Genomic DNA, 24,982 nt, shown 5'->3' on the forward strand with positions numbered 1-24,982 from the left:
CCTCCTAGTATCTGCAAGTTACGAAAAGTGAGTCGTTTGATTCGGCATTTCCTGATCAGCTTGGCGGCCATACTGGCGGAATGAATGCTCAAGCTGTTCAAGTGACCGCCCTTTTGTCTCAGGCACATATTTTTTCACAAATAGAATCGCTAGAATATTCATTGCGACAAAGATAAAAAATGTTGCCGACATTCCAATATGATTGAGCAAAATGGGAAAGGTGAATCCAATGAGAAAGTTAGCTATCCACAAGCAGAAGGTGCTGATCCCCATGCCAAGTCCCCGCACATGCATCGGAAATATTTCCGAGAGCATGAGCCACGTCACCGTAGAAATGGCAGCCTGCTGAAACGCAAGAAACAAAACGGTCAAACTCAGCACAACATACGGCAGGGCGGGTGTTCCTTCAAGGACAATGGATAAAATCCCGATCAGCAGAAGGGCTGTCATCGTGCCAATCTGTCCGATGATCAGCATGGGCCGGCGGCGGACTTTGCCGAGAAGCCATATCCCAAAAATGACCGCAATAACTGAAATAACACCGTTTGCAATATTGCCAATTAATGCAGCTTCTGTTTGAAAACCGGCTTCTCTCAGAATTTCTGTCCCATAGTACATGATCGAATTGACACCGGTAATTTGCTGTACGATGGCGATTCCGATCCCAATCAATAGAATGCGCCTGATCCACGGCTCTTGAAAATCATGAAAGCCGGCCTTTTTTGCTGTGCCCTCAATCGCATGTTTGATTTCTTTTATTTCCTGCTGAGCCCGGCTGTCTTCACGGATTTGCCGAAGCACCCGCAGAGCGTCACCCATTCTGCCTTTAGCCGCCAGCCAACGCGGGCTTTCAGGCACGATGAGCATTCCGAACCATAACACAACAGCCGGAAGTGTCGCGATGACCAGCATATACCGCCAAACATTTGCGCTCTCCCCCATTGTGCTGCCGATAATGGCGTTAAAGGTGTATGCCAGCAGCTGGCCAATTACGATCATCAGTTCATTTTGTGTCACGATTCGTCCCCTGCGTTCTGCCGGCGAAATTTCCGCTAAAAAGGTTGGAACCGTTACAGAAGCGCAGCCAACCGCCAGTCCGAGCAGAAAACGAAAGGCAATCATCACGGACGCGTTTGGTGAAAAGGTACAGCCAAGTGTGGCTGCGATGAAGAGTAAGGCTAAATAAAGGATCGTTTTTCGGCGGCCGTGCCGATCGGACAGACGTCCTCCAAACATCGCCCCGAAGGCTGCCCCGAAAAGCAGGGAACTCGCAACCAGTCCTTCTGTAACAGGTGTAAGATTGAGTTGACCTGCAGTTGCCATAAAAGGAAGTACCCCATTAATGACACCCGTATCATAACCGAACAACAGGCCGCCGAATGTAGATACCAATGTAATCGTTCGTAAAAGCCCTTTATGAGCTAAGCTTTCTTTTTCTTTTACAGCCTCTTTCTTTTTTGTACTCACGGCTTTCTTCCCCTTCTTTCAAGAATGGCAGAGCACCCGACACCAAGCATAAGCCAATGCATCCCTCCTTCAGAACATTCATTGTTGTAACCGCTTTCTAAAGAGATTATAAGACAACGAGATTTCTCGCGTCTTTATCATATGAAGACATTGTTTTGTCATTTCAGGACATCTTATTCGTGCGGCTTGGCCTGTTCGATTTTTTGAAAAGGTTTATTGATTTGAAATGCGGTCATTTTTGAATCTTTATAAAGGGAGCGGAAAAGCCCTGGTGAGCTGCCGATTTTGGCAGAAAATATGCGAGTGAAATAATGTACTGAGAAACCGATTTCTTCCGCTACTTCTTTAATCGATAGATTCGTTGATTTCAGCAGCTCGGCAGCTTTGTTTATTTTTTCATTTTGGACAAATTCTGAGTAGCTGACGCCCAGTTCTGCTGCAAATAAACGTGATAAGTGCCTCCCTGAGATATGAAAGTGGCTGGCAACATCCGTCAGCTTTAATGGCTGTGACAGATTGTCTTTTATGTGCAGTTTCACCTCTGTCAGCAAAGCAGAGGATGTGTGAATGGGCTGCTTTTGTTTCGGGCGTTGGGCGGACGGGAGAAAGGTTTGGATTAATGACAGGATCAATGCATGCGACAAATGAGATAGGATCTCTTTGTCAAAAGCATCGACAGGCTGCGCTGCTTGCAGCATTAATGTTTTCCAAAGCAAGCCCGGCGGTTCGCCATCTTTCAATTGCATTGTGATAAAGGGGCTTTGTTTCACTTCTTTCATCACTTTGATCCATTCGGCGCTTGACTGATCCTCGCTCAGCTCGAAAGCGACGTAAAAAAGGAACAGCCCTGTTTCACTTTTGATTTGGTGCAAATGCTCCGGCTTTGACAAAAAAATCGTCTGTTCACGAAGCGGATATGTACGATCGCCTTCAAGGTAATATCCTTCACCTCTTACGACGTAACAAATTTCATAAAAGGAATGCTTATGAAGCAGTGTGTTATAGTGGTTCGTCATCGCTCCCCAATAGTGGACGTAAAATGAAACATCCTTTTGCTCTAAGCGATGCACATATTGATTTAAAGCTATTTTGCCTGTCACAAGGTGATTGAGTTCCATGTAAACGCCTCCTTACAAGTTGGTTCTCTCATCATAACAAGGCGAACAAAAATAAAAAATCCCTCTGCCGTTTTTTCGGCAAAGGGATTACAGTCAAATCACAAATAGAATATGGGCTCCGGAAACAGGATCTTTCACCCGGAAGCTGCTTTCCTTTTCTTCGATCGAATATCCGGCATGTTTGACTCGGTCTGTCACTCGATCCAGTTCCTCTTGATGAGGCAGAACAACCTTGTACTCATCTAGTCCGCTGGCATTTGTCGGTTTAGGCGGTGCGTTTTTTCCCGCCCAAATGTTTAAACCGATATGATGATGATATCCTCCGGCTGAAACGAAGAGCGCGGACATGCCCGTATAGTTTCCGACAATGTCAAAGCCCAGTACATCTGTATAAAACGTTTTGGCTTCGTTCAAATCACTGACATGCAGATGAATGTGTCCGATGTTGGTACCATTTGGAAGCATTGTTTTCCGCTCATCTTCGGCCTCTTCCAAAAGACCCTCGATGTCAACAGAGGTTGTCGTCATGACGTAGTTTCCTTCACGATCACGCTGCCACGTGCTGCGGGGGCGGTCAGCGTATATTTCAATGCCATTTCCATCAGGATCAGACAGATAGAGTGCTTCGCTGACCGCATGATCCCCGTGGCCGATGGCAATGCCGTGTTCAATCAGGCGGGCAAGCGCCATACCAAGCTCCTTCCGGTTCGGAAGAAGAATCGCAAAGTGATAAAGCCCCGCTACAGACCGTTCAGGCAAGACAACAGCGCTCGGATTTTCTTCAAGAATAAGCAGGGCGCGTTTTCCATCAGCCGTTAATTGAGCTTGGCGGTCCGTCTTTTGTAAGACTTGAAAACCGATGACGTCACGGTAAAACGCAAGAGACCGCTCCAGACTGCGGATTGTGAGTTTGACATCTCCAATATGTGTGTTTTCATGAATGCTGGCCATGCTGTATGCCTCTTTTCTTATGCTGATACGTTTTCGCTCTTTTTTCCTTTAAACACAAATGGGTCCAGCGCCAAGAAACGGCTTCCTGAAAGCGCAAGGTGGATGGATGTCAAAAGCAGTAGGTAATCAAATTCTGCATTCCCCATGAAAGGCGCTTTCAGCTTGACTGTAATAATGGCTCCGATCATTGTGAGGGCAAACAGGACGCCGACAATACGTGTAGCCAATCCGAAGAAGACAAGCACGCCGCCAACGAGTTCAATCGTTGCGATGACATACGCCATAAAGCTTGGCAGGCCTAGGCTTCCGAAAAATTGGATGGTGCCTTCCATTCCCTGAAACTTTGATAAACCGTGAACAAAAAAGATAATACCTGTCATAACTCTTAAAAGTAATGTGCCGATTTCAAATGATTTATTCATGTTATCCTCCTTGATAAATGTTATCACTTACTTAATGTAAGCTAGTATATATACATAACTTATTTACGTCAAGTAATTTTGTTACATTTTACGAAAATGAAATAAAATTACTATAAAACTGTAACAAAAAAGACCTTTGTGCAAGACAAAGGTCTCAGCGTGTCGACAAACCCTCGCATTCGTTGTCAGGCCTGCGCGTCGGTGCTCACGAATTCCTACATTCGCTGTGCTCCGATGCTCGTCCTTCCTAGACTTCAAAGGTTTTCAATCACGCTGAATAGATGACAAAGGTCTATTTCTCAAATTGGCTTTCATATAAGTCACTGTAAAATCCTTTTTGCCGAATCAGCTCGTCATGGCTACCTTTTTCAATCATTTCGCCGTCTTTCAGTACCACAATCTGGTCCGCTCTTTGAATGGTGTTCAGCCTGTGGGCGATGATGACGCTTGTTCTTCCCTCCATTAAACGGGCGAGCGCTTCTTGAATGTTGACTTCTGTGACGGTATCAATGTTGCTTGTTGCTTCATCCAAAATAAGAAGAACCGGATCGGCAAGCACCGCCCTCGCGATGGAAAGCAATTGTTTCTGTCCTTGGCTAATGCCTGATCCATCTTGCGTCAGCACTGTATCATACCCTTTTGGCAGCCTTTCAATAAAACTGTGGGCATTCGCTGTTTTTGCAGCGGCTTCGACTTCCTGATCAGATGCATCGAGCCTGCCGTAGCGGATATTTTCTCTGATCGTTCCCTGGAACAAGAACGAATCCTGAAGGACAAACCCCATGTTTTTCCTTAGGCTTGAGCGAGTAACGGATCTGTACCGTCGATTAAAATCGTTCCCTCTTTAGGTTCGTAAAAACGCGCGAGCAGGTTGGTGACGGTGGTTTTCCCCGCTCCCGTCGGCCCGACAAACGCGATGGACTGCCCGGCAGGCACGGTAAACTGCAAATGCTTCAATGTCTGCTGCCCCTCGTCGTAACCGAAGGACACATTCCGGAATTCAATACTGCCGGTTTGAATCGGCTGATGTACGGCATTCCTTTCATCCTCGCGCTCCTCTTTTTCATCAAGCACGTCAAACACCCGTTCAGCGCCAGCAATCGCGGACAGCATCGTATTAAACTGATTCGCCAGATCGTTTAAAGGGCGTGTAAATTGCCTTGAATACTCGGCAAAAACGACAATAGTGCCGATCGAGATCCAGCCTTTCAGCGCGAACAAACCGCCGATTGCCGCAATCAACGTAAAGCTTAAGTTATTCAAAGAGTTCATGACTTTCGGGATAAACCCGGAAATCGTCTGTGCCCAGAAGCCCGAGGTCTTGAGCGCAGCGTTTTTTTTGAGAAACTCTGCAGTCATCTGCTTTTCTCGCGAATAAGCTTTGATGACCTTTGCACCCGAAACAGACTCCTCAATATATCCATTCAGCTCACCAAGGTTTTTCTGCTGTTCTTTAAACAGCTTTCCCGTCCTGTTGGTGATCCATTTCAGGCTCGCTGCCATCACCGGAATGATGGTCAGGGTAATCACTGTAAGAAGCGGACTCATGTACAGCATGACTGCAACCGTTCCAACAAAGGTGATGACACTTGATAATATTTGAATGACCGACGTGTTTAAGGTCGAGCTGACATTTTCGATGTCATTTGTCACCCGGCTCATCAGCTCGCCGTGCCGCTGTTTATCAAAAAACGGAATTGGCAGCTCGTGCAGATGGGTGAACAGCTCGCTTCTCATTCTGAACACAGTGCCTTGCGAAACCGTAATCATCCAATAGTTTTGAAACCAGAGCGACAAAGACTGAATCACGTAAATGGAGAGCAAAAGAAGCAAAACGGGTGTCAAGCCGCTGACTGTTTTTCCAACGATAAAATGGTCGATGGCCTTTCCGATCACAAAGGGGCCAAGGAGACCAAATATGGCGCTGATGACAACCATCAGCATGACAAGGATGAGCAGTCCTTTTCGTTCAGCCAAGTAAGACCAGATTCGCTTCAGTGTGCCTTTTGCATCCTTTGCTTTCGCCCGTTTTTTCGCATTTTCATTTTTATCGATTGGCAGTTTAGGATATTGGAAAGGTTTGCGGATGTCTTTTAGCATGACTCGCTTCCCTCCCTTCCGAATTGCGATTCGTAAATGCGCTTGTATAAGTGCGATTCAGAAAGCAGCTCACTGTGTGTGCCTTTTTCAATTAGCTCGCCATCCTCAAGCAGCAAAATCTGATCAGCTTTCATCGCCGTGGTCATTTTTTGCGTAATAATCAAAGTTGTGCACTCATATGTGCTGACCGCCTCAAGCAGCTTCGCCTCCGTTTGCAGGTCGAGTGCGCTTGTGCTGTCATCTAAGAGGAGAATGGCCGGCTTTCGGATCAATGCCCGCGCAATGGAAATCCGCTGCTTCTGGCCGCCGGACAAGTTGACGCCTCTTTGTCCCAATACCGTGTCATATCCATTTGGGAGCTTCATAATCGTTTCATGAATTTGCGCATGTTTGGCCGCTTCCATTATTTCATCAAGTGAAGCATTTTCTTTGCCCCAAGCGATGTTTTCTTTGATTGTGCCGGAAAACAGGAGCACTTCCTGCGGTACATAGCCAATTTGCTTGCGAAGCCCCTCGGCCGGAACATCACGAATCGGCTTTTCATCTATGTAAATCCGGCCTGAATCCGGCTGATAAAGCCGGGGAATGAGCTGGAAGAGCGTGGACTTGCCCGATCCCGTCGCTCCGAGAATCGCGATTCTTTCCCTTGGATTTACGGAAAATGAGACATCTCGCAGTGCTTCTCTGTCCATGTCAGGATAACGAAAGGATACATGCTGAAACACAATCCGTCCCGACAAACGTTCAGATATGACGCCTTCCTCCCGCTCATCACCTTCCGTTTCAAGCACTTCGCCGATCCTATCCCCTGAAGCCTTCGCCCGGGTGAAAATCATAATCAAAAACGGAAACATCGAAAGCGCGCCCGTCATTCGTGTTGCGTAGTTAATAATCGCAACAACATCGCCGACCTGAGTGCCGCCGCTTGTGATACTGGAGGCCCCTGCCCACAAAATCAACAGGATGCAGAGGTTCATCAGCAGCATCAGCACAGGCATCGTGAATTCCACAAGCTGAAAGGCTGAAACCGTTTTTTCCATCAGCCTCGTGTTGGCTTTGATAAATCGTTTGACCTCGTGGCTGCCGCGAAGCAGCGCTTTGATCAGCTTCATCGCGGTTAGGTTTTCCTGCATGACGGTGTTCACCTGATCCAGCCGTTTCTGCACGGAGCGGAACAGCGCCCCGCCCTTCTTTAATACCCAAAGCAAAAACAAGATCAGGATCGGGATCGTCACAAGCAGAAAAAAGCCGAGCTTCACATTAACGGCGAGTGACAGCACAATGCCGCCTGCAATCATTAACGGAGCCCGCAGCATAAACCGCAAACCCATAAAAATCATATTTTGAACCTGTGTGACGTCGTTTGTCAGTCTTGTGATATACGAAGAGGACGAAAACTGTCCAAATGTAGAATAGGAGAAGGACTGGATTTTTTGAAAAAGTCCTTTTCTCGTATCGTAGGAAAAGCTTTGGCTGACATGGGCGGCATAAAAGGAATTCAGCATCCCCGCCGCAAATGATAACGCGGTCAGTCCAATCATGACCGTGCCCCATGTCCACACATGACGGAGATCTTGCTTCAAAATCCCATCGTCGATGATTTTTGCGATCAATAAAGGCTGCATCAGTTCAACCGCAAGCTCCGTCAGCATGAGAGCCAGAGCAATTCCCACCAGCAATGAGTGTGGTTTTAAAAACGATAAAGCCTTTTGCATGTGAAAGCCCCCAAACCCCTTTTTACTCGATTATCTTTTTCTTTACTTTACTATGATGGCCTTTTTGACGGCAAACGAAAACCCTCCCGAACAGGAGGGCTGGCTTTATTGATTCAATATTTTTTCCACACGCTCCCGCATTTGCGGAACGCTCAATCCGACAATCACTTGAAAGGCTTTCCCGTTCCTGACGACACCGTGAGCGCCCAGCGCGCGGAAGACGCTGTCGGGTTCAACCTTTGTTTCATCCTTGACGCTGACTCTGAGGCGGGTGGCGCAGTTTGTGACTTCTGTGATGTTGTCTTTTCCGCCCAATGCTTCAATATACAAAACGGCGGTGTCAGCTGCCGTTTCAGCAGCGGCGGCTGTTTCGTCCCTTTTGTTTTTTCTGTCTCTGTATTCTTTTTTCGAATACAGCTTTGTTTCCTGCTGGTCATCCTTTTCCCTTCCTGGTGTGGCGATATTGAATTTGAGGATTAAAAACCGGAAGACGAAAAAATAAATAGCTGTAAAAGAGAGACCGATCACAATTTGATACACATACGTCATACCGTGGCTGCCAAAGAGCGGTATCCAGTTCAAGGTGGCCGCTTCAATCAGCCCGCCTCCCATGTTTCCGACGACACCCGCCAAATACATAACCGTTGACATTGATGCGGCAAGCACGGCGTGAACCGCAAATAAGAAAGGAGAGATGAAAAGAAAAGTGAACTCAATCGGCTCTGTAATACCGGCGACAATCGCCGTCAGCGTGACAGGAATCAGCAGTCCTGCGACGAGTTTTTTCTTTTCCTTGCTGGCTGTGGCATAAAACGCCAGAGCGATCCCCGGAATGCCGAAGATTTTCGAGTTGCCGTGGAGCGCGAAGCCGCCTTGCGGGAAGAGCTCCTTCAGCGGTTTGGCGCTTTGCGAATATTCGCCGAGATGCTGCGCCCAATACGTGACGATGCCGCCTTCCGCTACAGCAGGCCCATAAATAAACGGGGTGTAAATAAAATGATGAAGACCCGTCGGGATCAAAATCCGTTCCAAAAACGTGTAAATCCAAACGCCCACTGCTCCGGAAGCGACCAGGAAGCTTTGCATCGAGGCAATTCCCGATTGAACCATCGGCCAAATATAAGATACGGCCAAGGCGATCGGGATCATAATGAAGAAGGAAATCATCACGATATACGTTGAGCCTTGAAAGATGCCGAGAAAATCGGGCAGTTTTTTATCAAAATAGCGGTTATGCAAAAAGACGACAATCGAGGAAATAAAGATGGCTCCGATAATGTTGGTATCAAGCGTTTTAATGCCCGCGATCATCGTTAACCCGCTCGTTCCGCCGGCCTCTTGGTTCATATCGACGCCAAATGCGCCTCCCCATACCGTCAAGATCGAGCTGACAAAGTAATTGAATGTCAAGTAAACCGTAAGCGCTTCCAAACAAGCGCGTGCCTGAGCTTTCTTCGCCAAAGCAACCGGGATGCCAATAGCGAATAAAAGCGGCATTTGATTAAATACTGTCCAGCCGCCCTGCTCAATGATATACCAGCACTGGTACCATAACCCGTCAGGATTCGCGAGCGGGCCCATGAGGGTTTTATTTTTAAAGAGCGTGCTGACACCGACGATAATGCCGGCGAACGCGAACAATAGAACAGGCACAAACATCGCGCTTCCAAAGCGCTGAATTTTTTGCATCATACCAGAAACCCCCTGCTACTCAATGTCATTTTTTTCTGCCTCTTTGTAATCAACATATGCGCGGAACAATGCTTCGCCAACGAGAAAAAACGGTGCAAAAGCGACAATTTCCGTTTTATCGCTTAATGTCACAGGTTTGCTTGTCGCATAAAGGTTATGCGGCGTCAGCTGGGCGAGGACATTGTTTTTTAAATTTGTAATGGAAATAAAGGGAATCCCCTTTGCAGAAAGCGTTCTTGCCTGAGGAATCAGCTCCGGCGTTTCTCCGGAAAGAGAAATGATGATAAACAGATCGTTTACTTTAAAATCATCGCGCATCAGATGAAATTCATTTCTGTCTTCAATCAAAATGAGATACCGATGGCGCGGAATAAACATTCTTTGCAGATCGCGGGCGCATATCTTTTGCGCATTTCCCGATCCGTACACGAAAATGCGGTCAGCTTCATCAATCAGCTGGCACATGTCCGTCATGTCCTTTGTCCTTAAGAACTTCAAATTCGCCTCCATATCGTCAAGCAGCTTTTGAAAACTCATACTCTCGCCTTCTTCCGGCTGATCTTCCCACTTTAAAAAGACGCGAAATTCACTGTAGCCGCTGAAACCGAGCTTTTGGGCAAGCCGCAAAATCGAGGAACGCGATACGCTGCAAGCTTTGGCCAGCGCGTCGATTCCAAGGTGATAGCACGTGTGCTTATGATTCAATATATATTTCAAAATATGAAAATCGTTGTCATTTAATTTACTGTAGTGCTGATTAATCAGTTCTTCGAGCTTCATATCAGATCCCCCCATTTTCTTTCTATTATATACAATTACAAATTTGAAAATGGGGGAATTTCAGTTATGAAATGCGGGTTGGGCTTTGATCAAGCTCTGGCCAATAGTCTTGATTGGCCTCTATTAAATCCTCAAGAATGAGCCTTGCCACACGCGCGTTCGGCACTGTTTTTGACAGGATCAGCGCCTGCCACAGCTTTTGGAACGATTTCTCCGCCCACGCTTCAACCGTCAATTTCTCTACAGATACCTGCTGTTCCATCAGCCCTTTTTGGAATTGCGGAATGGTGCCGACGGTGACCGGTTCAGGCCCATTAGAGCCGACGATACAAGGCACCTCGACCATCGCAGTCGGGTCAAAGTTCGCAATCGCGCCGTTGTTTTCAACGATCAACAGCATTCTTTCACCCGTGTTGTAGGCAATTGCCCGAGCCAGATCAACGATATATGATGCGTGATCATCAATTTTGATTTCGCTGTTTTGAGATGACTGCTCGCGTGTGATCATGTCACATTGGCTGAAAATAAAGGCTTCGCGCCCTTCCATCACTTCGTTTGCCCGCGTGTGATTTGGATTTGATTTTTTCACCATATCATCCGGGAACAAGTAATATTGCAAATACGTATTCGGCAGAGTGTCCGGGTCTGCTGCCTGCACATCACGCGCTTTGGCGAACGTGTCATTCCAGCTCGCCTCCACAGCTTCAGCCTCCGTTTTCGGAATGTACCCGTATTGAGATACATGCTCCTTCAGCTTCGGCATTAAATCGTTGCCCTCTTGATCTTGAATCGATGTCCACCAGCCGAAATGATTTAATCCGTAATAACGGACCTTCATTTCTTTTCTTGAGGACAGTCCGAGAATATGCGCCATCCGGTCTTCAATGCCAACCGGCATATCGCAGATGTTCAGGATTTTCGAATTCGGTCTAAGACGTCTCGTTGCTTCGGCTACGATCGCCGCCGGGTTGGAGTAATTGAGCATCCACGCATCAGGCGAATATGTTTCCATGTAATCTAATATTTCAAGCACACCGCCGATCGAACGCATACCGTACGCGATACCGCCCGGCCCGCACGTCTCCTGGCCGACAACTCCGTACTTTAACGGAATTTGCTCATCGAGCGCGCGCATCGCGTATTTCCCTACCCTGATGTGCGCCATGACAAAATCGACATCTGTAAAGGCTTCTTCCGGGTCAGTCGTCGCTGTAAATTCTATATCCGGCGCTTTTTCTCTAATAAATACATCACAGGCGCCCGCAATGCGATCCTGTCTCTCCTTATCATTATCATACAGCTTCAGCTTTCTGATCGGAAACTCCTCCAAATGGTCCAAGAGCATCAGAACAATCCCGGGAGTAAATGTGCTCCCTCCGCCCGCTATGACAATTGAGAATGATTTTTTCTTCATATGACGACCTCCTTGATAACGTTTACAATTCCATTTATATCATGGGAAGGCCCGTTCCGTAACACGTTTGGCGCACTTAGGTCATTTGATCAACTTTAGTGTTTTTTCTCATAGGGCGGGAAATTTCTCGAGTTGCATTGAGAATTAGCAAAAAGAATAAACCAACCTAACATACCTTATTATTATCAAATAAATGTTAGTTAAAAGTGAATGTACCAGGAGAGGATATCAATTGAAAAAAGACAATGGTTTTTTACCCCAAAAAAATAAATGAAGCATTACTAATAGGCACTATTTTACAGATACCATTTGGGATTTCACTTTCTGCATGCTTTATTGATTAATAGACAGTGAGACTCCTCGGGAGATAATATATATAATGATTTTTGTTATTTTCTTTATTATCCCGCTATGTTTACATATTTCTGGTTAAAAAAATATCCAAATCTAAAGAAAAATGTTAGTCCATTTAAAACCATAATAGTAGGTACTAATTATTAAGGAGAAACACTGTGAGAAATATACGGGTTACTTATATTAGAAAAATCTTTTTTATCCTTCATTTGCTCCTTATGACGGGTACTGACACTCGGAGTCTCATTAGTTCCCGACATGACAATAAAACAAAAATTGATTTTATTGATCATTATGTATGTAATGAGCAGCTTGTTTATATTTTTTTATTTTGTATTAAATATGGTTATAAAATCTGTTTTTCATAAATCGTAAGCAATTGACCCTTCATTTTTAGACCTATAGTGAATAGTGCAATTTGTTTAGAGCCTAATTTTCAGGCTCTTTTTTATATACTGTTAGCTCAAAAACATCCGTCTCCCTCATGAAAAAACACCTAATATTAAGCTGATTCCCTCGTGTGGATTCATTTTTTTACCTTTTTTGTAATCTCAAAGTCTCATCAACTATGAAATTTAAGTGAATATACGCCCTTCCAGTTCTTATGAAAAGGTTCTTTTGTACGATTCGGATACATGCCGAATTATTTATAATCATTTATAGAATACATCCATTTGTGCGTGAATTTAGAAAAGGCAGGGGACAAAAGTTGGACTCATATAAAGTCATTGAGCTGGCAAACAAGTACAGTGCGGCCGCGGAAGAGGTCAGAAGCTCCAAAATGCTGCTTGAATCCCGGTTATCTGCAATGGGGGATGATTGGCAAGGGAAAGCAAGAGATTCGTTTGACCAGGATTTCGAGGAAACGAAAGCCGCCTACGATCAATTCGAACAGGAGCTGCTTGAAACGAGCCAGGAGCTGAAGGCCGCCGCCGCCAAAATCGAAGAACGAAAAGCTGAAATTGCCAGAATGGAAGAACTGGAGCGTAAAGCCAGAGAGGAAAGACATAAACTCAGGGGGTGAACAGTGTGTCAGGAAACATTGCAGTTGATCCGGACAAGCTCGAACAGCTGGCAAATGATGTTGTCACTGAATTAACCGATATGGAAAACAAATATAAGGACCTGCATGCGGAGCTGGGGCAGATGATTTTGCAATGCGATCCCCGCTATAGCAGCTGTTTTTCCGGAGTCGGCGATGCGTGGAGTTCAGGAAAAGCGCTTGTCACCAAGCTGAGTGACAATGACATTTTCATCAGGAAAACGGGCGATAAATTTGTTGAACAGGATGATCTATTACGAAAGCTTTATCATGCGTACGACAAATATGGGACAATGACAAGCTTAACCGCTCTCATGCTGACGCAGGGAAAATACTACGGACTCGGGCTTACGACATTCGAAAAACAGCCAAGCGGCTTACATGCCGCCCGTCATTCGAAGCTACTCTTGGATATTTCCGGAGCTGTCGACAGGTCACGTTATCAAAAAGCGGCCAGAGTGCTTTTGAATCCTAAATATTTATTTAAAAAGACAAACCGGCCATTTTCAGATTTGGTACATAAAAAGTTTACAAAGTACTTTCCTCAGGATACGGTGGATTTTTCAAACAGTGTCAGAAGCTACACAAGAGGATTTCTTAATGAAGCCGGCGTACGCTCAACTTTGAAGGATGTCGGAAAAACAGGCTTGAAATTTGCAAAAGGAAATGCCATAACCGCCACACTGCTCACCGGTGCGACCGAAACATTCGGAGCAGGCTTGAAAATAGCTGAAAATTATGCGAAATACCAAGACAAACCGGACGTTCTCAAGCGTGAAAACGCCAAGGCCGTCGGGAATGCTGTGAATAATACGATTTTCATCGCAGGAGGGGCAACGGCAGGCGCTGTCGTCGGCGGCGCCCTTGGAAGTGTGTTAGGCCCTGTTGGTACAGTAATCGGAGGTACAATCGGAGCAACAGCAGGAGGCTTTGTTGGGGAAAAAATCGCAAAATTTACATCAGGCTTTGCTGAAAAAGCAGCTATCAAGCTGAAAGAGCCGATTCACGCTGTCGTTGATACGGCCAAAAAAGGATTGGAATCAGCCGGCAAAGTCGTCAAATCGGTAAATGACGGGATAGATGCAGCAAATAAAACGATACATAAAGGGATAGACAGCGCGAAAAAAGGAATGGAAAAAGCAAAGAAAACAGCGGATTCGCTTATACATGGCGCAACCCATTTCCTCAAAGGGAAATTTTCATTTGGATAGGAGAATAATCAATGAAGCAGTTTACGATCAGCATAGAAGAACTCTTATTTTGTTTTTACAGCGAAGGGTTTTTTGAACAAGGCATGGCCTTGAAGCAAGCCTATTTTCCGGAAATAGAGGATGAACAGCTCGGCGCTTTGTTTGAAGCGGCGTGCCGCTCACTCCTAGCCAAGGATGCGGCGGAATATCGGAATCACCAATATCGGTTAAAGGACGAGTACTGTCCGTTTATCCACGTATTAAACGACGCGGATTATACAGTGAAACTGTCCAAATTTGATGAACAAGGCAAAGAACAGAATGTTTCCTGCCATGTTTCTAAGTTCGGCACTTACTCTCATGAACTGCTGTTTGATGAACAAGTGCACAGCATTAATAAAATGGATTCAAATGACGGATTACTTTCTAAAACATCGGATTTTTTAAATATAATAGATGCAGAGGATCACAAAGAATCATTGATGACTCTGACATCAACCGAATTTGAATTGCTTCTGGAGGGTGCTTCAGACACTCCCACACATCTGAAAGAGTTTCTACATAAGCATGACCACCAAGAGGATGTTACTCGATTCGTAAATGATTTGGCTTTGCGAAAAGGGAAAATGGATACGCTGATGCGCCTTGTTTATGACAAAGACAACTCGCCTGAAGTGGCTGACATGGCTTTCGTCTTGCCTGGGAGCCGTCATACTTGGCTGGTAACATGTATCACCCAAAATGAATTTTCTATCGTGCCAGCAAATAAAGATGTGGTAAAAGAATTACTTTTTTGCTAAAGAGCGATAAAGGAGAATAGCAATTGAAAAACAATGAAGTTATTAAGGTTAAAAGCAGACTGTTTTTTAGAATATGGCTGTTCCTAGCCACAGGGGGCGCCTTTATTGCAGGGGTGTGGCTGGTGTCTGAAGCTCTCACATTTGAATCTAAGTATGCCCTGCTTTATTTGGGCGGCGGATTAATGGCGATTATTTATGGATTAATCACATTTTTTATGGCTCTTCCGGCGTTTACAAGCCGGGGAAATATTATTTTCAGCGTAAAGACAGGGCCTGATGGCGAGATCTTCTCGAGAAAACGAAGTGCGCGTTTTCCTGAGATCAAACGGATTTATATGGGGCGGCATCGTTTCAGTTTAAAGGGGATCTTTTTTGAGGATATCATCATCGAGAAAACAGATGGCAAGGTCGTTCGCATCCCTACCTGGAACATTATCGCCAATCCGCTGTTTTTTGAAGCGGTGGAACGCTATATCCTCCCCCACCTGAATGAAGAGGCGAAAAGCAACTGGATCAGCCAGTTCACGGAGATTCAGAGAAAGGCGTATTTGAAAGAATTTGAGAATAACCCGAAGCTTTAATAACTCTCCTCCTTTATAATTGAAGGGAAAATAGCAAATTGAGGAGTGCACGTGATGCTGATGACCATTCTTTTATTTCTCGCGGCGGGGCTTGCCGAAATTGGCGGCGGGTATTTGGTTTGGCTGTGGCTGAGAGAAGCAAAGCCAGTCGGCTACGGGATATCCGGAGCGCTGATCTTGATTGTCTACGGCATTCTTCCGACGTTTCAGTCCTTCCCTTCCTTCGGCCGTGTATATGCCGCTTATGGTGGGGTGTTCATCGTGCTTGCGGTTCTGTGGGGATGGCTTGTCGACCGAAAAACACCAGATCTTTATGACTGGGTCGGCGCAATGATTTGCCTCATCGGCGTCTGTGTCATCTTATTTGCGCCGCGCGGATAACAAAATGGCCTGCTTATGAAGCGGGCCATTTTTGTTTAGTCCTCTTTTAAGTTGGTCAGCTGTACTTCATGCTCCTCTTGTGGTTCGTCGAGCGGATAAATTCTCGCTGTTCCGCTCTCTTCATTCACATGCTGAATGTAAATAGGAACTCCGTTGTGTGTGACTTTCTTCATGTCGGGAGATTCTACAATTTCTTTCGCCCTTTGAACATTCATTCTAACACCCTCCTTCATACATAATGTTTCCATTTATTGAAAGAAGTATGCTTTAGGATTCAGCGGACAAGTTGAATTTTTTGAGCCGTTTGTAGAAAGTGCTGCGAGGAATCCCGCTGATTTTGGCGGCTTGAGAGATGTTTCCTTTCGCGGATTCAAGCGCTCTAATGATGACCTCTTTTTGGATTTGCTCACGAAGGGTCAGGGCGCCGGCGGCAGCCGGCTTTTTTTGTGCCGGGCTGATCGGCAGTCCTGCGGCCTCAAGTAAAGCGGTAAGCGGCTCATCCGTCAGGCAGCCATCCGGAAATCTAATAGATAGACGTTCAAACACATTAAACAGCTCGCGAATATTCCCCGGCCACCTCCATTGCTTCAGCACATCCAAAAAAGCGGGAGGAAGTTCGCCAGGCCAACGATTTTTCTGTTTGTAGTACTGAAAGAGATCCGGAATATCCTCGGGGCGGTCGCGTAAAGGAGGGAGCTCGATTGGATAGACATGAAGGCGGTAAAACAAGTCCTCTCTGATTTTTCCGCTTTCGGCAAGCTCGCGCAAATCGCCATGTGTGGCGGCAACCACTTTGATATCAACCGGAATGTCTTTCGTTCCGCCAATCGGCGTGATCTTGCGTTCTTGAAGCACCCGTAATAGCGCAACCTGCATTGAATGGGAGATTTCTCCGATCTCATCTAAAAATAAGGTCCCATGATTCGCTTTTTGAAAGGCGCCTTTGTAGCCTTGTCGTTTCGCTCCCGTAAAAGCGCCCTCCGCATAGCCGAACAGCTCGCTTTCAATCAAATCAGACGGAATCGCTCCGCAATTGACAGCAACAAACGGGCCGTGCCGCCGCTCGCTGTTCTCATGAAGCGCGCGGGCCGCAACTTCCTTCCCCGTGCCAGTTTCGCCCGACAGACAGACCGTTGTATCCGCCGCAGCCGCTCGTTCAAGGTTCTTCAGCATTGCTTGCGATCGGCCGCTTTGTCCGATAACTCCATTGAATCGAAACGCTGCCTTTTTCTTTTGTTCCGACAAATAAAAACAAGTGCCGCCATCCCCCACAGTGACGGCTTTTTCGATCGAAAAGCCCCGTTCCTTCACCTCATACAGATGCCGGCCTTGCCAATCAGGCATTGAGGTTCGAATCGGTATGCTCGCGTTGATAATGTGCTGTTTGGCATTGCAAAGCACCATTGGCACACGGGATGCTGCCCTATCGCCAAAACGGTTGATCAGCTCCAGCTCTTTCTCACGGCTTTTGGCTGCCAGTTCCCGTTCCGCGGCATAGGCGATCGCCGTGGCAATGCCGAGCATATGAGGATGCGCGCCTGCCGCCGGACACGATATGTCAATCACCCCCGCAAGGCTGCCATCTTCATGGTGAACCGGAGCGGCTGAACAGTTCCATTGATGGGAAGCGATAGAATAATGCTCTGATCCTTGTATGGCAACGGGCTCACTGATGTGGAGCGCCGTGCCAATCGCATTTGTTCCGACAGCTGTTTCCGTCCAGCACGCGCCTTCGACGAAGTTGATGCGCTTGGCTTCATAGAGCGCACGGGGCTGGCCGTCCAATGCCAGAACAACACCGTCAGAATCAATTAACAGCGCCATCATTTCCATTTCTTTCATGGCAGGCAGCAGTTTTTCCAAGTAAGGCTTAGCGGTCGTCAGGAAGAATGAATGCTTTTTTGACTGCTGATCCAGCTCCGTTTGCTGTAAAACCTTTGGGCCTTTTTCTAAATACGGATTGACCTCAGCTTTTTTGCAGCGATGCCATGACTCGGCGATCCGTTTTCTTAATCGGGCTTCGTCTAGTACACCGTCTTTCACAAAACGTTTCCAGGTTTGCAAATCGTTTGGGATCGAATTCATTTCCTTGATCGCTCCTCCCTTACACGCCGTTTTCATCTATTGTAGGGGAAAAATAAAGCGCTTTCAATAATAAAAAAGCAGACGCTCTGTATTCCATGCGTCTGCTTCTTCCCGTTCTATGCATGCACCGCAAGACCGATTGTGCTTAACAGCGCCTCGTGCAATGTTTCCGATAGTGTTGGATGGGCGGCAATGAAATGCTCAGCCATATCAGCGGTCATCTCACCATTCATGATCGCAGCCGCCTGCCCGATGAGCTCGGTCACATCAGGGCCAATCATCGAGACACCGACGATTTCCCCGAATTCGGGTTCTGCCATGATTTTAACTTTTCCTTCCGCTTGCTGTTTAATGAGCGCTTTGCCGTTTGCTGAAAAAGGAAATTCTCCAATCTTCACATCCCCGTATACGCATCTTGCCTGTTGTTCCGTCATTCCGATGCACGCGATTTCCGGTGATGTGTAGATACAGCGGGGCACATGCTTCTCATTGATTTTGACATCTCTTCCGGAAGCATGGGAAGCGGCGATAATGCCCTCGTGGAAAGCCGCGTGCGCCAGCTGAATGCCTCCGATTGCATCTCCGCACGCATAAATATGAGGCACGTTCGTCTGCATGTGCCCGTTCACCGGAATGCCTTTTGGAGAAAAATCAACACTGGCCTGCTCCAGCTGCAATCCGTCAAGACGGGGTTTTCTGCCAATCGCCACCAGCACATAATCAGCCTTCGTTTTAAACTCCCTCTGTCCGCTTTTCCATATTGCCGTTTTGGCCGTTTGATCCACCCGCTCTAACCTGGATGAAGTATGCACTTCAACACCGTCTTCCTCAAGCTTCTCCTGAAAGAGCCGGGCAATATCTTCATCTTCAGCCGGAATCAGCTGGCCGGCTGTTTCAATGATGGTCACCTTCGATCCCAGTCTGGCAAACAGCCCGGCATACTCACAGCCGATGACACCGCCGCCAATAATGACAAGTGAAGACGGAATGTCAGAAAGGGAAAGCGCATCCTTGCTGTCGATAATCCATTCGCCGTCATACGGGGCGAATGGCAGCTCGATCGGCTCTGATCCAGATGCAATCAAGATTTGGTTCGCCTCTCTGATTTCTTTTCCGTTCTCTCCTTCGATTAAGAGCTTTCTGTCAGAAAGGAAGGAGGCCGTCCCCTTTACAACCTTTATTTGATTTTTCTTCATTAAATATTGAACACCTTGGACAAGCTGTCTGACAACCTGTTGTTTTCGGTTCAGCATTTTGCTCCAATCAACCGAGATCGCACCGGGCGGAAGTTCGACTCCAAAGCGGTCGGCATGCTTGATTTTATCGAGAACGTTTGCGCTTTCTAACAAAGACTTCGTCGGGATGCAGCCTTCATTCAGGCAGGTTCCCCCAAGCGGTCCTCTGTCAATCAGCAGCACGTTTCTGCCCTGCTGAGCCGCGGAGACTGCGGCGGCATAACCTGCAGGTCCGCCGCCGATAATGGCTAGTGTCATGTCTTTTTCACCTGCTTTTCCTATAAAATTAATGCTGCCGGGTCTTCCAAATATGTTATAATCGCCTTCAGAAAGGCAGCCGCAGGAGCACCGTCACAGGCTCTGTGATCAAATGTCAGACTGAGCGGCAGGAGCGTGCTTCTGACGATGTCCTCGCCTTGATATACCGGCGTGTCATAGCTTGCTCCGATGCCGAGAATGCCTGTTTCCGGTGGATTTAATATTGGTGTGAAATGCTCCACTCCAAAAGCGCCAAGGTTTGTAATGGAGAAGGTTGAGCCTTGCAGGTCTCCGCTTTCCGCCCGTCCCTCACGTGCTTTTTTGGCTTGTTCTGAGATGGATTGGGCCAGTTGAATCAACGACTGCTTTTCAGCATGGCGGATCACAGGCACAACTAACCCATTTTCCACCGCCACAGCCATTCCGAGGTGCACATGAGGATGTGTGATGATGCGCTCATTTTGATAAAAGCTATTCAGCGCAGGATGAGCTTGCAGAGCGAGAACGGCGGCTTTTGCCACAAAATGAGTCATCGTCAGCTTTGTGCCATACCTCTCTTCCGCAGTTGGAGAAAGCTGTTTTTGAAGAGCTGCCAGCTTGGTGATATCAGCTTTCATCGTAATCGTCAGCTGCGCGCTGTTTGCCAGGCTTTCCTGCATTCGGGCCGCGATGACTTTTCTCATGCCTGTCACCGGCGTTTCCTTCGCCTTATGCGCAGAAATCGGCTCTGCCCGGTCATTTTTCTGTTCAGCAAGCGCCTTTGTCACATCATCCTTTACAATTCGCCCGCCTGGTCCAGTGCCTTTCAGCTGTTTCAGGTCTAATCCCGCTTTTTCCGCTATTTTTCTGGCGACTGGAGATATTTTGATTCGTTCTTTTTTCGCGGCTGCGGGTTTGTTTTCTTGTTTTTCGGGCTGGACGGCTAGCGGCTCGCTATCTTCTGCAGCAGGTGCTTTCGCCTCTTCCTGCACCGATTCATTGGCGTCCCCAATGTAGCAGATCGCTGTGCCGGGCGGAACCTCTTCACCCTCTTTTACTTTGATATCGATCAGCGTTCCTTTTTCAGGCGCCTCGATATCCATTTCAATTTTCTCCGATTGAATGCTGGCAATGCTTTCTCCCTTTTCAACCGGGTCGCCTACTTTTTTATTCCATATCGATACTTCCCCTTGTTTCATGGCCATTCCCAATTTTGGCATCACTACTTTTACCGCCATTTGTGTCCCCCCTTTAATTCATTGCCGGCTCGCCAAGCAATTCAAGCGTGACGCTGACAATTTGATCTGGTGTCGGCAAATATTGATCCTCAAGCACTGGCGAAAACGGCACCGGTGTATGCGGCGCTGTAATCCGCTTAATCGGCGCATCCAGCAAATCAAAGCCCTTGTCGGCGACAATCGCAGCGATATCTGTGGCAATGCTGCAACGCGGATTGGCTTCATCAATAATGATCAGCCGGTTTGTTTTTTCTAACGATGTGAAAATCGCTTCCTCATCCAGAGGAGACAGGCTGCGGGGATCAAGCACCTCAGCTTCGATGCCTTTCTCTGAAAGCTTCGCCGCCGCACTAAGCGCGGTATTCACCTGCTTGCCGACCGCAAACAGGGTGATATCATTGCCTTCGCGTTTGATGTCCGCTTTTCCGATCGGGATTGTATAATAATCTTCCGGCACCTCGCCCTTCATGTTGTAGGACGTTTTGTCTTCAAAAAAGAACACCGGATCATTGTCTTCGATTGCCGCCAGCAGCAAGCCTTTGGCGTCATACGGATTGGATGGAACAACCGTCTTCAGTCCCGGGATGCTGGTGAATAGGCCATACAGCGCCTGCGAATGCTGGGCAGCGGCCCGGAACCCCGCTCCGTACGTGGTGCGGACGGTAATCGGCACTTGCGCTTTTCCGCCGAACATATAGCGGAATTTCGCGCCTTGGTTGATCACCTGGTCAAAGCACGTGCCGATAAAATCATTAAACATCAGCTCGGCAATTGGTCTCAGCCCGGTTGATGCCGCAGCCATAGCCGCACCCATGTAGCCCGCCTCAGAAATCGGTGTGTCCAGCACTCTTGTGCGCCCGAATTCCTGCACGAGACCCTTCGTGACCCCTAATACACCGCCCCATGCTTCATCATCCTGCAAATGATCGACCGCCGCTCCCCCGGCGACATCCTCGCCGATCAAAAGCACATTTTCGTCTTTTCTCATCGCAAGCTTCATCGCTTCATTGAGCGCGTCTGACATGCTTATGACTCTCGCCATCTCACATTCCCCCTTTTTCGTATGACACGTAGACGTCTGTCAGCAGCTCAGACTCTTTCGGATATGGGCTGTCTTTGCTAAACGAGACGGCTTTTTCAATCGATTCATTGACACGCTTTTCAATGTCTGACAGTTTATTGGCATCTGTTTCTTTTAAAAGATAGTTTTTAAAACCTTGGATGGCATCCTTTTCTTCAAGGTGCTCAGCTCTTTCATTCTTTGTTTTATACGTTTGGGCATCCCCTTCGAAATGGCCGTAGTTTCTGTAGGTCATACATTCGATCAAAGACGGCCCCCCGCCGTTTCTTGCTCTTTCTATCGCTTCCTCGGCTGCCTGGTAAACTGCTAAAATATCTTTTCCGTCCACCGTAACCCCAGGCATATTATAGGCAGCCGCCCGATCGGCGATTGAATCACAGGCCGACGCGTACTCAAATGGAGTGGCTTCACCGTAGCCGTTGTTTTCGGCTACAAATACCACAGGAAGGTTCCATACTGCCGCTAAGTTCAGTCCCTCATGGAAGGTGCCTTGGTTATTTGCTCCATCTCCAAAAAAGCAAACGCTTACATTTTTAGTCTGTTTATATTTAGCAGTGAGCGCTGATCCGCATGCGAGCGTAAATCCGCCCCCGACGATTCCATTTGCCCCTAACATACCTTTATTGAGATCGGCAATGTGCATAGAACCGCCCTTTCCTTTACACAGGCCGGTCGCTTTCCCGAATATTTCCGCCATCATGCCATCCAGATCACAGCCTTTGGCGATACAATGGCCGTGTCCTCTGTGCGTGCTTGTAATGCTGTCTCCATCATGTAAATGAGCGCACACCCCTACAGCTACCGCTTCCTCACCGGCATACAAATGGACGAATCCGGGAAGCACTCCCTGTGCGAACAGCACATGTACTTTGTCTTCAAAGCCCCTGATTTCCAGCATCTTTTGGTACATCCACAGCGCTTTCTCCTCAGTTAATGACAAGCCTTCTCGTTTTAACAATTCCATTTTGTGCGCCTCCTTCTATTTAGGGTTCACATTTATCAATGCAAGAAGTGTGCCAGTCATTAGATCCTGTAAAATCAGCCTTTTCATTTTTACACTGGAGACAATTTGAGACAGGTGTCTCATTTTGTCTCGTTCTGATCCATTTGTCTCGTTTTATGGCATGCAATAAAGACCGGGCACCCCGGTCTTTGACAATGATCGACGTATTTATTTCCTTGGAAATCTTTTAACTGCCCAATTCCTCTGCATCGTTTGGTTGAATGGCTGTTTTCGGAAGAAAATCAACTGAATATTTGACATAACCGAAACCGCCGTCCGCGTCCTTCTGCATACAGTCTACCGTGCCGTTTGCATATGTATATCCCTTTTCATTAAGCGTCTTTCTGACTGTTTCCGCCATCTTTGCGGCATCTGTTTTTGATAACCCGCTCGCGTCTAACTGAATCGTCATGCTCATCGGCGCTTTTTCAGCCAGCTGTTTGTTCCATTTTGTATCTAATGTGAACTGGCCGTTTCCGATGCTCAAAGCAGCGTCAGTTTTTATGATTTGCGGCATCTCTTTTTTTAGATCTGCTTCGATTTCCTTCGATGCTTCTTCATTTACATGTTTTGCCACTGATTCGGTATACGCTTCTTCAATTCCATCGCACGTGACTTTCGGATGGAGAAATCCCTTCGTGCACATTGGATAACGATGAGATTGGGTATTTGCTTGGAACACATATTCAGAGGTTTTAGCGCTATATATCCCATTTGTAATCTTGATTTCTTTATTGGGGTAGGTCTGTTTCACATAAGAAATAAGCTCTTGCTCTGCAGCATTTTTCGTAAATGGATCACCGAACCATACATGATAGGTATATAAGCCGCATCCGAATACCGCAATGGCAATCAAGCCAACCACAAGTTTTTTCATATTCACACCCTTTTCTTGATATGTTGTGCTACAATTCTTGTTTTTCTTCAACAGCCCGATTCAGCGCTTGAAGCATGTAGCCAATGCCTTTGTACGATGACAGCGGCCAGCTGATTCGTTGATGCTCGCCGGTGACGGTGTTTAGGACGCTTCGATATTTTTTTCCGCCAAGCATGACGAGCTCTTCGATATCAGAAAATCCCCTTTCGCAAAATTGGCGGCGCAGCTCCCCTGTTGTCATGATTTCCGGATGACCGGTGCCAAACGTCACATCGTAATTTCCAGATACGATATCATCTGGGCGAAGAAATCCGTGCTTCGCCGACAAAATCACCCACTCATCGAAAAATACTTTCGCATATCGCTCGCACGCTTGATGGAACGGGCTGAGATAAGCGTCTTTCGCCCTTGTTGGACCGTTATCCGGATAGATGTCCCATATTTTTTTCTTGCCGCAGGGGATGATGCATAGTCGTTTCATTTTTCTCTCCCCCCTATTTCTGCTTCATATAATGGTTTTCCATATCCTGCAGTTAGTTCCTCACATTATGTGAAAGAGGCATTAGGTCAAATTCATTTTTACCTTCCAGATGTAAAATCTCCTTTGATCATTGAATACATATATAAATCTTCAAATGTACCACAAGCAAATTCATAATGTCTCAGCAAACCCTCTCTGCTAAAACCTTGTTTTTCTATGAGTTTTATCGATGGGATATTAGAAGGTTCAATAAGAGCTTCAATCCTTTCCAGCTGCAAGTGGTTATATCCATATTTGACGACAGCTTCTAATGCTTCACTGGCGATGCCTTTTCTCCAGTAATCTTTGCGTAATTCATACCCAACCTCAGCTCGATAATGTTTTGCGATTCTATTAAGAAATCCACAACTTCCTATGACGATGCCAGAATCTTTACGTGTAATGCCCCATCTGATTCCTGTACCTCTTTCATATATCGATTTATACCATGTAATCTCTGTACAAACATCACTAGTTGTTTCAAAGGGTTCTAATCCCATCGGCTTCACAACATCTTGATCTGAAAGATAGAGTAGCATATCTTTGGCATCTTCAACGTTTACTTCTCTTAAAATCAATCTTTTTGTTTCAATTATAGGAAATTCTTTCATCAAACTCCCCCCTTCATTGTAGCCCCTATTATTACCATGTATTTTATCTTATCCTTTTAGATAAAAAAAGATAGCAAGGAAAATGATC

22 protein-coding genes and 1 pseudogene are annotated in these 24,982 nt (G+C 46.6%); 5 read left to right on the forward strand and 18 right to left on the reverse strand.

All coding sequences use genetic code 11. From position 1 onward, the window contains the following. Positions 1 to 18 precede the first annotated feature (18 nt). The 9 genes and pseudogenes from BV11031_RS14015 to glvA form a co-directional block, all read right to left on the reverse strand. The gene (locus BV11031_RS14015; RefSeq protein ID WP_010330886.1) at positions 19 to 1,467 is read right to left on the reverse strand and encodes a sugar porter family MFS transporter; all 1,449 of its coding nucleotides are present in this window, start codon (positions 1,465 to 1,467) and stop codon (positions 19 to 21) included. A gap of 173 nt (positions 1,468 to 1,640) precedes the next feature. Further along, positions 1,641 to 2,585 carry an AraC family transcriptional regulator gene (locus tag BV11031_RS14020; RefSeq protein WP_010330887.1) on the reverse strand — a complete coding sequence of 315 codons (945 nt, stop codon included), beginning with the start codon at positions 2,583 to 2,585 and terminating at the stop codon, positions 1,641 to 1,643. Positions 2,586 to 2,678: 93 nt separating this feature from the next. Next, on the reverse strand, positions 2,679 to 3,536 hold the full coding sequence (catE, locus tag BV11031_RS14025; RefSeq protein ID WP_010330888.1) for a catechol 2,3-dioxygenase: 858 nt from the start codon (positions 3,534 to 3,536) through the stop codon (positions 2,679 to 2,681). Between the two features lie 17 nt (positions 3,537 to 3,553). Then, the gene (gene catD / locus BV11031_RS14030) at positions 3,554 to 3,958 is read right to left on the reverse strand and encodes a DoxX family oxidoreductase CatD (protein ID WP_010330889.1); all 405 of its coding nucleotides are present in this window, start codon (positions 3,956 to 3,958) and stop codon (positions 3,554 to 3,556) included. A gap of 292 nt (positions 3,959 to 4,250) precedes the next feature. Further along, positions 4,251 to 6,058: pseudogene (locus BV11031_RS14035) on the reverse strand (ABC transporter ATP-binding protein). Next, positions 6,052 to 7,773 (reverse strand): ABC transporter ATP-binding protein, encoded by a 1,722-nt coding sequence (locus tag BV11031_RS14040; protein WP_010330891.1) that lies wholly within the window; start codon positions 7,771 to 7,773, stop codon positions 6,052 to 6,054. Before BV11031_RS14040 ends, BV11031_RS14035 begins: the two are co-directional and overlap by 7 nt. 105 nt (positions 7,774 to 7,878) lie before the next feature. Beyond that, positions 7,879 to 9,465, reverse strand: coding sequence for a PTS maltose transporter subunit IIBC (gene malP / locus BV11031_RS14045; RefSeq protein WP_010330892.1), 1,587 nt, complete (start codon positions 9,463 to 9,465; stop codon positions 7,879 to 7,881). Positions 9,466 to 9,480: 15 nt separating this feature from the next. Further along, positions 9,481 to 10,245, reverse strand: a complete 765-nt coding sequence (gene glvR / locus BV11031_RS14050) for a MurR/RpiR family transcriptional regulator GlvR (RefSeq protein ID WP_010330893.1) — start codon at positions 10,243 to 10,245, stop codon at positions 9,481 to 9,483. A 64-nt stretch (positions 10,246 to 10,309) separates the two neighbouring features. After that, positions 10,310 to 11,659: a maltose-6'-phosphate glucosidase gene (gene glvA / locus BV11031_RS14055; RefSeq protein ID WP_010330895.1), complete on the reverse strand. Its 1,350-nt coding sequence runs from the start codon at positions 11,657 to 11,659 to the stop codon at positions 10,310 to 10,312. 1,063 nt (positions 11,660 to 12,722) lie between these two features. Between glvA and BV11031_RS14060 the strand changes: the two genes are divergently transcribed. Genes BV11031_RS14060 through BV11031_RS14080 form a run of 5 tightly spaced genes read left to right on the forward strand, consistent with a single transcriptional unit; the run spans position 12,723 to position 16,007 of the window. After that, the gene (locus BV11031_RS14060) at positions 12,723 to 13,037 is read left to right on the forward strand and encodes a WXG100 family type VII secretion target (RefSeq protein WP_010330896.1); all 315 of its coding nucleotides are present in this window, start codon (positions 12,723 to 12,725) and stop codon (positions 13,035 to 13,037) included. A gap of 5 nt (positions 13,038 to 13,042) precedes the next feature. Beyond that, a complete protein-coding gene (locus BV11031_RS14065; protein ID WP_010330897.1) occupies positions 13,043 to 14,266 on the forward strand; it encodes a glycine zipper domain-containing protein in 1,224 nt (407 codons plus the stop codon). A gap of 11 nt (positions 14,267 to 14,277) precedes the next feature. Then, positions 14,278 to 15,045, forward strand: coding sequence for a hypothetical protein (locus BV11031_RS14070; protein ID WP_010330898.1), 768 nt, complete (start codon positions 14,278 to 14,280; stop codon positions 15,043 to 15,045). Positions 15,046 to 15,068: 23 nt separating this feature from the next. Beyond that, positions 15,069 to 15,626, forward strand: a complete 558-nt coding sequence (locus BV11031_RS14075; protein WP_010330899.1) for a YfjD family protein — start codon at positions 15,069 to 15,071, stop codon at positions 15,624 to 15,626. 51 nt (positions 15,627 to 15,677) lie between these two features. After that, the gene (locus tag BV11031_RS14080; RefSeq protein ID WP_082246400.1) at positions 15,678 to 16,007 is read left to right on the forward strand and encodes a YnfA family protein; all 330 of its coding nucleotides are present in this window, start codon (positions 15,678 to 15,680) and stop codon (positions 16,005 to 16,007) included. Positions 16,008 to 16,042: 35 nt separating this feature from the next. Here BV11031_RS14080 and BV11031_RS14085 read toward each other — a convergent pair whose 3' ends face one another. The 9 genes from BV11031_RS14085 to BV11031_RS14125 form a co-directional block, all read right to left on the reverse strand. After that, the gene (locus BV11031_RS14085; RefSeq protein ID WP_010330901.1) at positions 16,043 to 16,222 is read right to left on the reverse strand and encodes a small acid-soluble spore protein H; all 180 of its coding nucleotides are present in this window, start codon (positions 16,220 to 16,222) and stop codon (positions 16,043 to 16,045) included. A gap of 52 nt (positions 16,223 to 16,274) precedes the next feature. Further along, a complete protein-coding gene (gene acoR, locus BV11031_RS14090) occupies positions 16,275 to 18,092 on the reverse strand; it encodes an acetoin dehydrogenase operon transcriptional activator AcoR (protein WP_010330902.1) in 1,818 nt (605 codons plus the stop codon). A gap of 116 nt (positions 18,093 to 18,208) precedes the next feature. Beyond that, the gene (gene acoL / locus BV11031_RS14095; RefSeq protein WP_010330903.1) at positions 18,209 to 19,585 is read right to left on the reverse strand and encodes an acetoin dehydrogenase complex dihydrolipoyl dehydrogenase; all 1,377 of its coding nucleotides are present in this window, start codon (positions 19,583 to 19,585) and stop codon (positions 18,209 to 18,211) included. 20 nt (positions 19,586 to 19,605) lie between these two features. Beyond that, complete coding sequence (locus BV11031_RS14100; RefSeq protein WP_010330904.1) at positions 19,606 to 20,802, reverse strand: dihydrolipoamide acetyltransferase family protein; 1,197 nt, start codon at positions 20,800 to 20,802, stop codon at positions 19,606 to 19,608. Between the two features lie 13 nt (positions 20,803 to 20,815). After that, a complete protein-coding gene (gene acoB, locus BV11031_RS14105) occupies positions 20,816 to 21,844 on the reverse strand; it encodes an acetoin:2,6-dichlorophenolindophenol oxidoreductase subunit beta (RefSeq protein WP_010330905.1) in 1,029 nt (342 codons plus the stop codon). A 1-nt stretch (position 21,845) separates the two neighbouring features. Beyond that, a complete protein-coding gene (acoA, locus tag BV11031_RS14110; protein WP_010330906.1) occupies positions 21,846 to 22,847 on the reverse strand; it encodes an acetoin:2,6-dichlorophenolindophenol oxidoreductase subunit alpha in 1,002 nt (333 codons plus the stop codon). A gap of 226 nt (positions 22,848 to 23,073) precedes the next feature. Then, a complete protein-coding gene (locus BV11031_RS14115; RefSeq protein ID WP_010330907.1) occupies positions 23,074 to 23,763 on the reverse strand; it encodes a YfjL-like protein in 690 nt (229 codons plus the stop codon). Positions 23,764 to 23,791: 28 nt separating this feature from the next. Then, a complete protein-coding gene (locus BV11031_RS14120) occupies positions 23,792 to 24,244 on the reverse strand; it encodes a DUF6884 domain-containing protein (protein WP_010330908.1) in 453 nt (150 codons plus the stop codon). A 98-nt stretch (positions 24,245 to 24,342) separates the two neighbouring features. Further along, on the reverse strand, positions 24,343 to 24,894 hold the full coding sequence (locus BV11031_RS14125; protein WP_010330909.1) for a GNAT family N-acetyltransferase: 552 nt from the start codon (positions 24,892 to 24,894) through the stop codon (positions 24,343 to 24,345). Positions 24,895 to 24,982 lie beyond the last annotated feature (88 nt).

This window comes from Bacillus vallismortis (assembly GCF_004116955.1).
In the GTDB taxonomy this organism is placed as follows: Bacteria; Bacillota; Bacilli; order Bacillales; family Bacillaceae; genus Bacillus; species Bacillus vallismortis.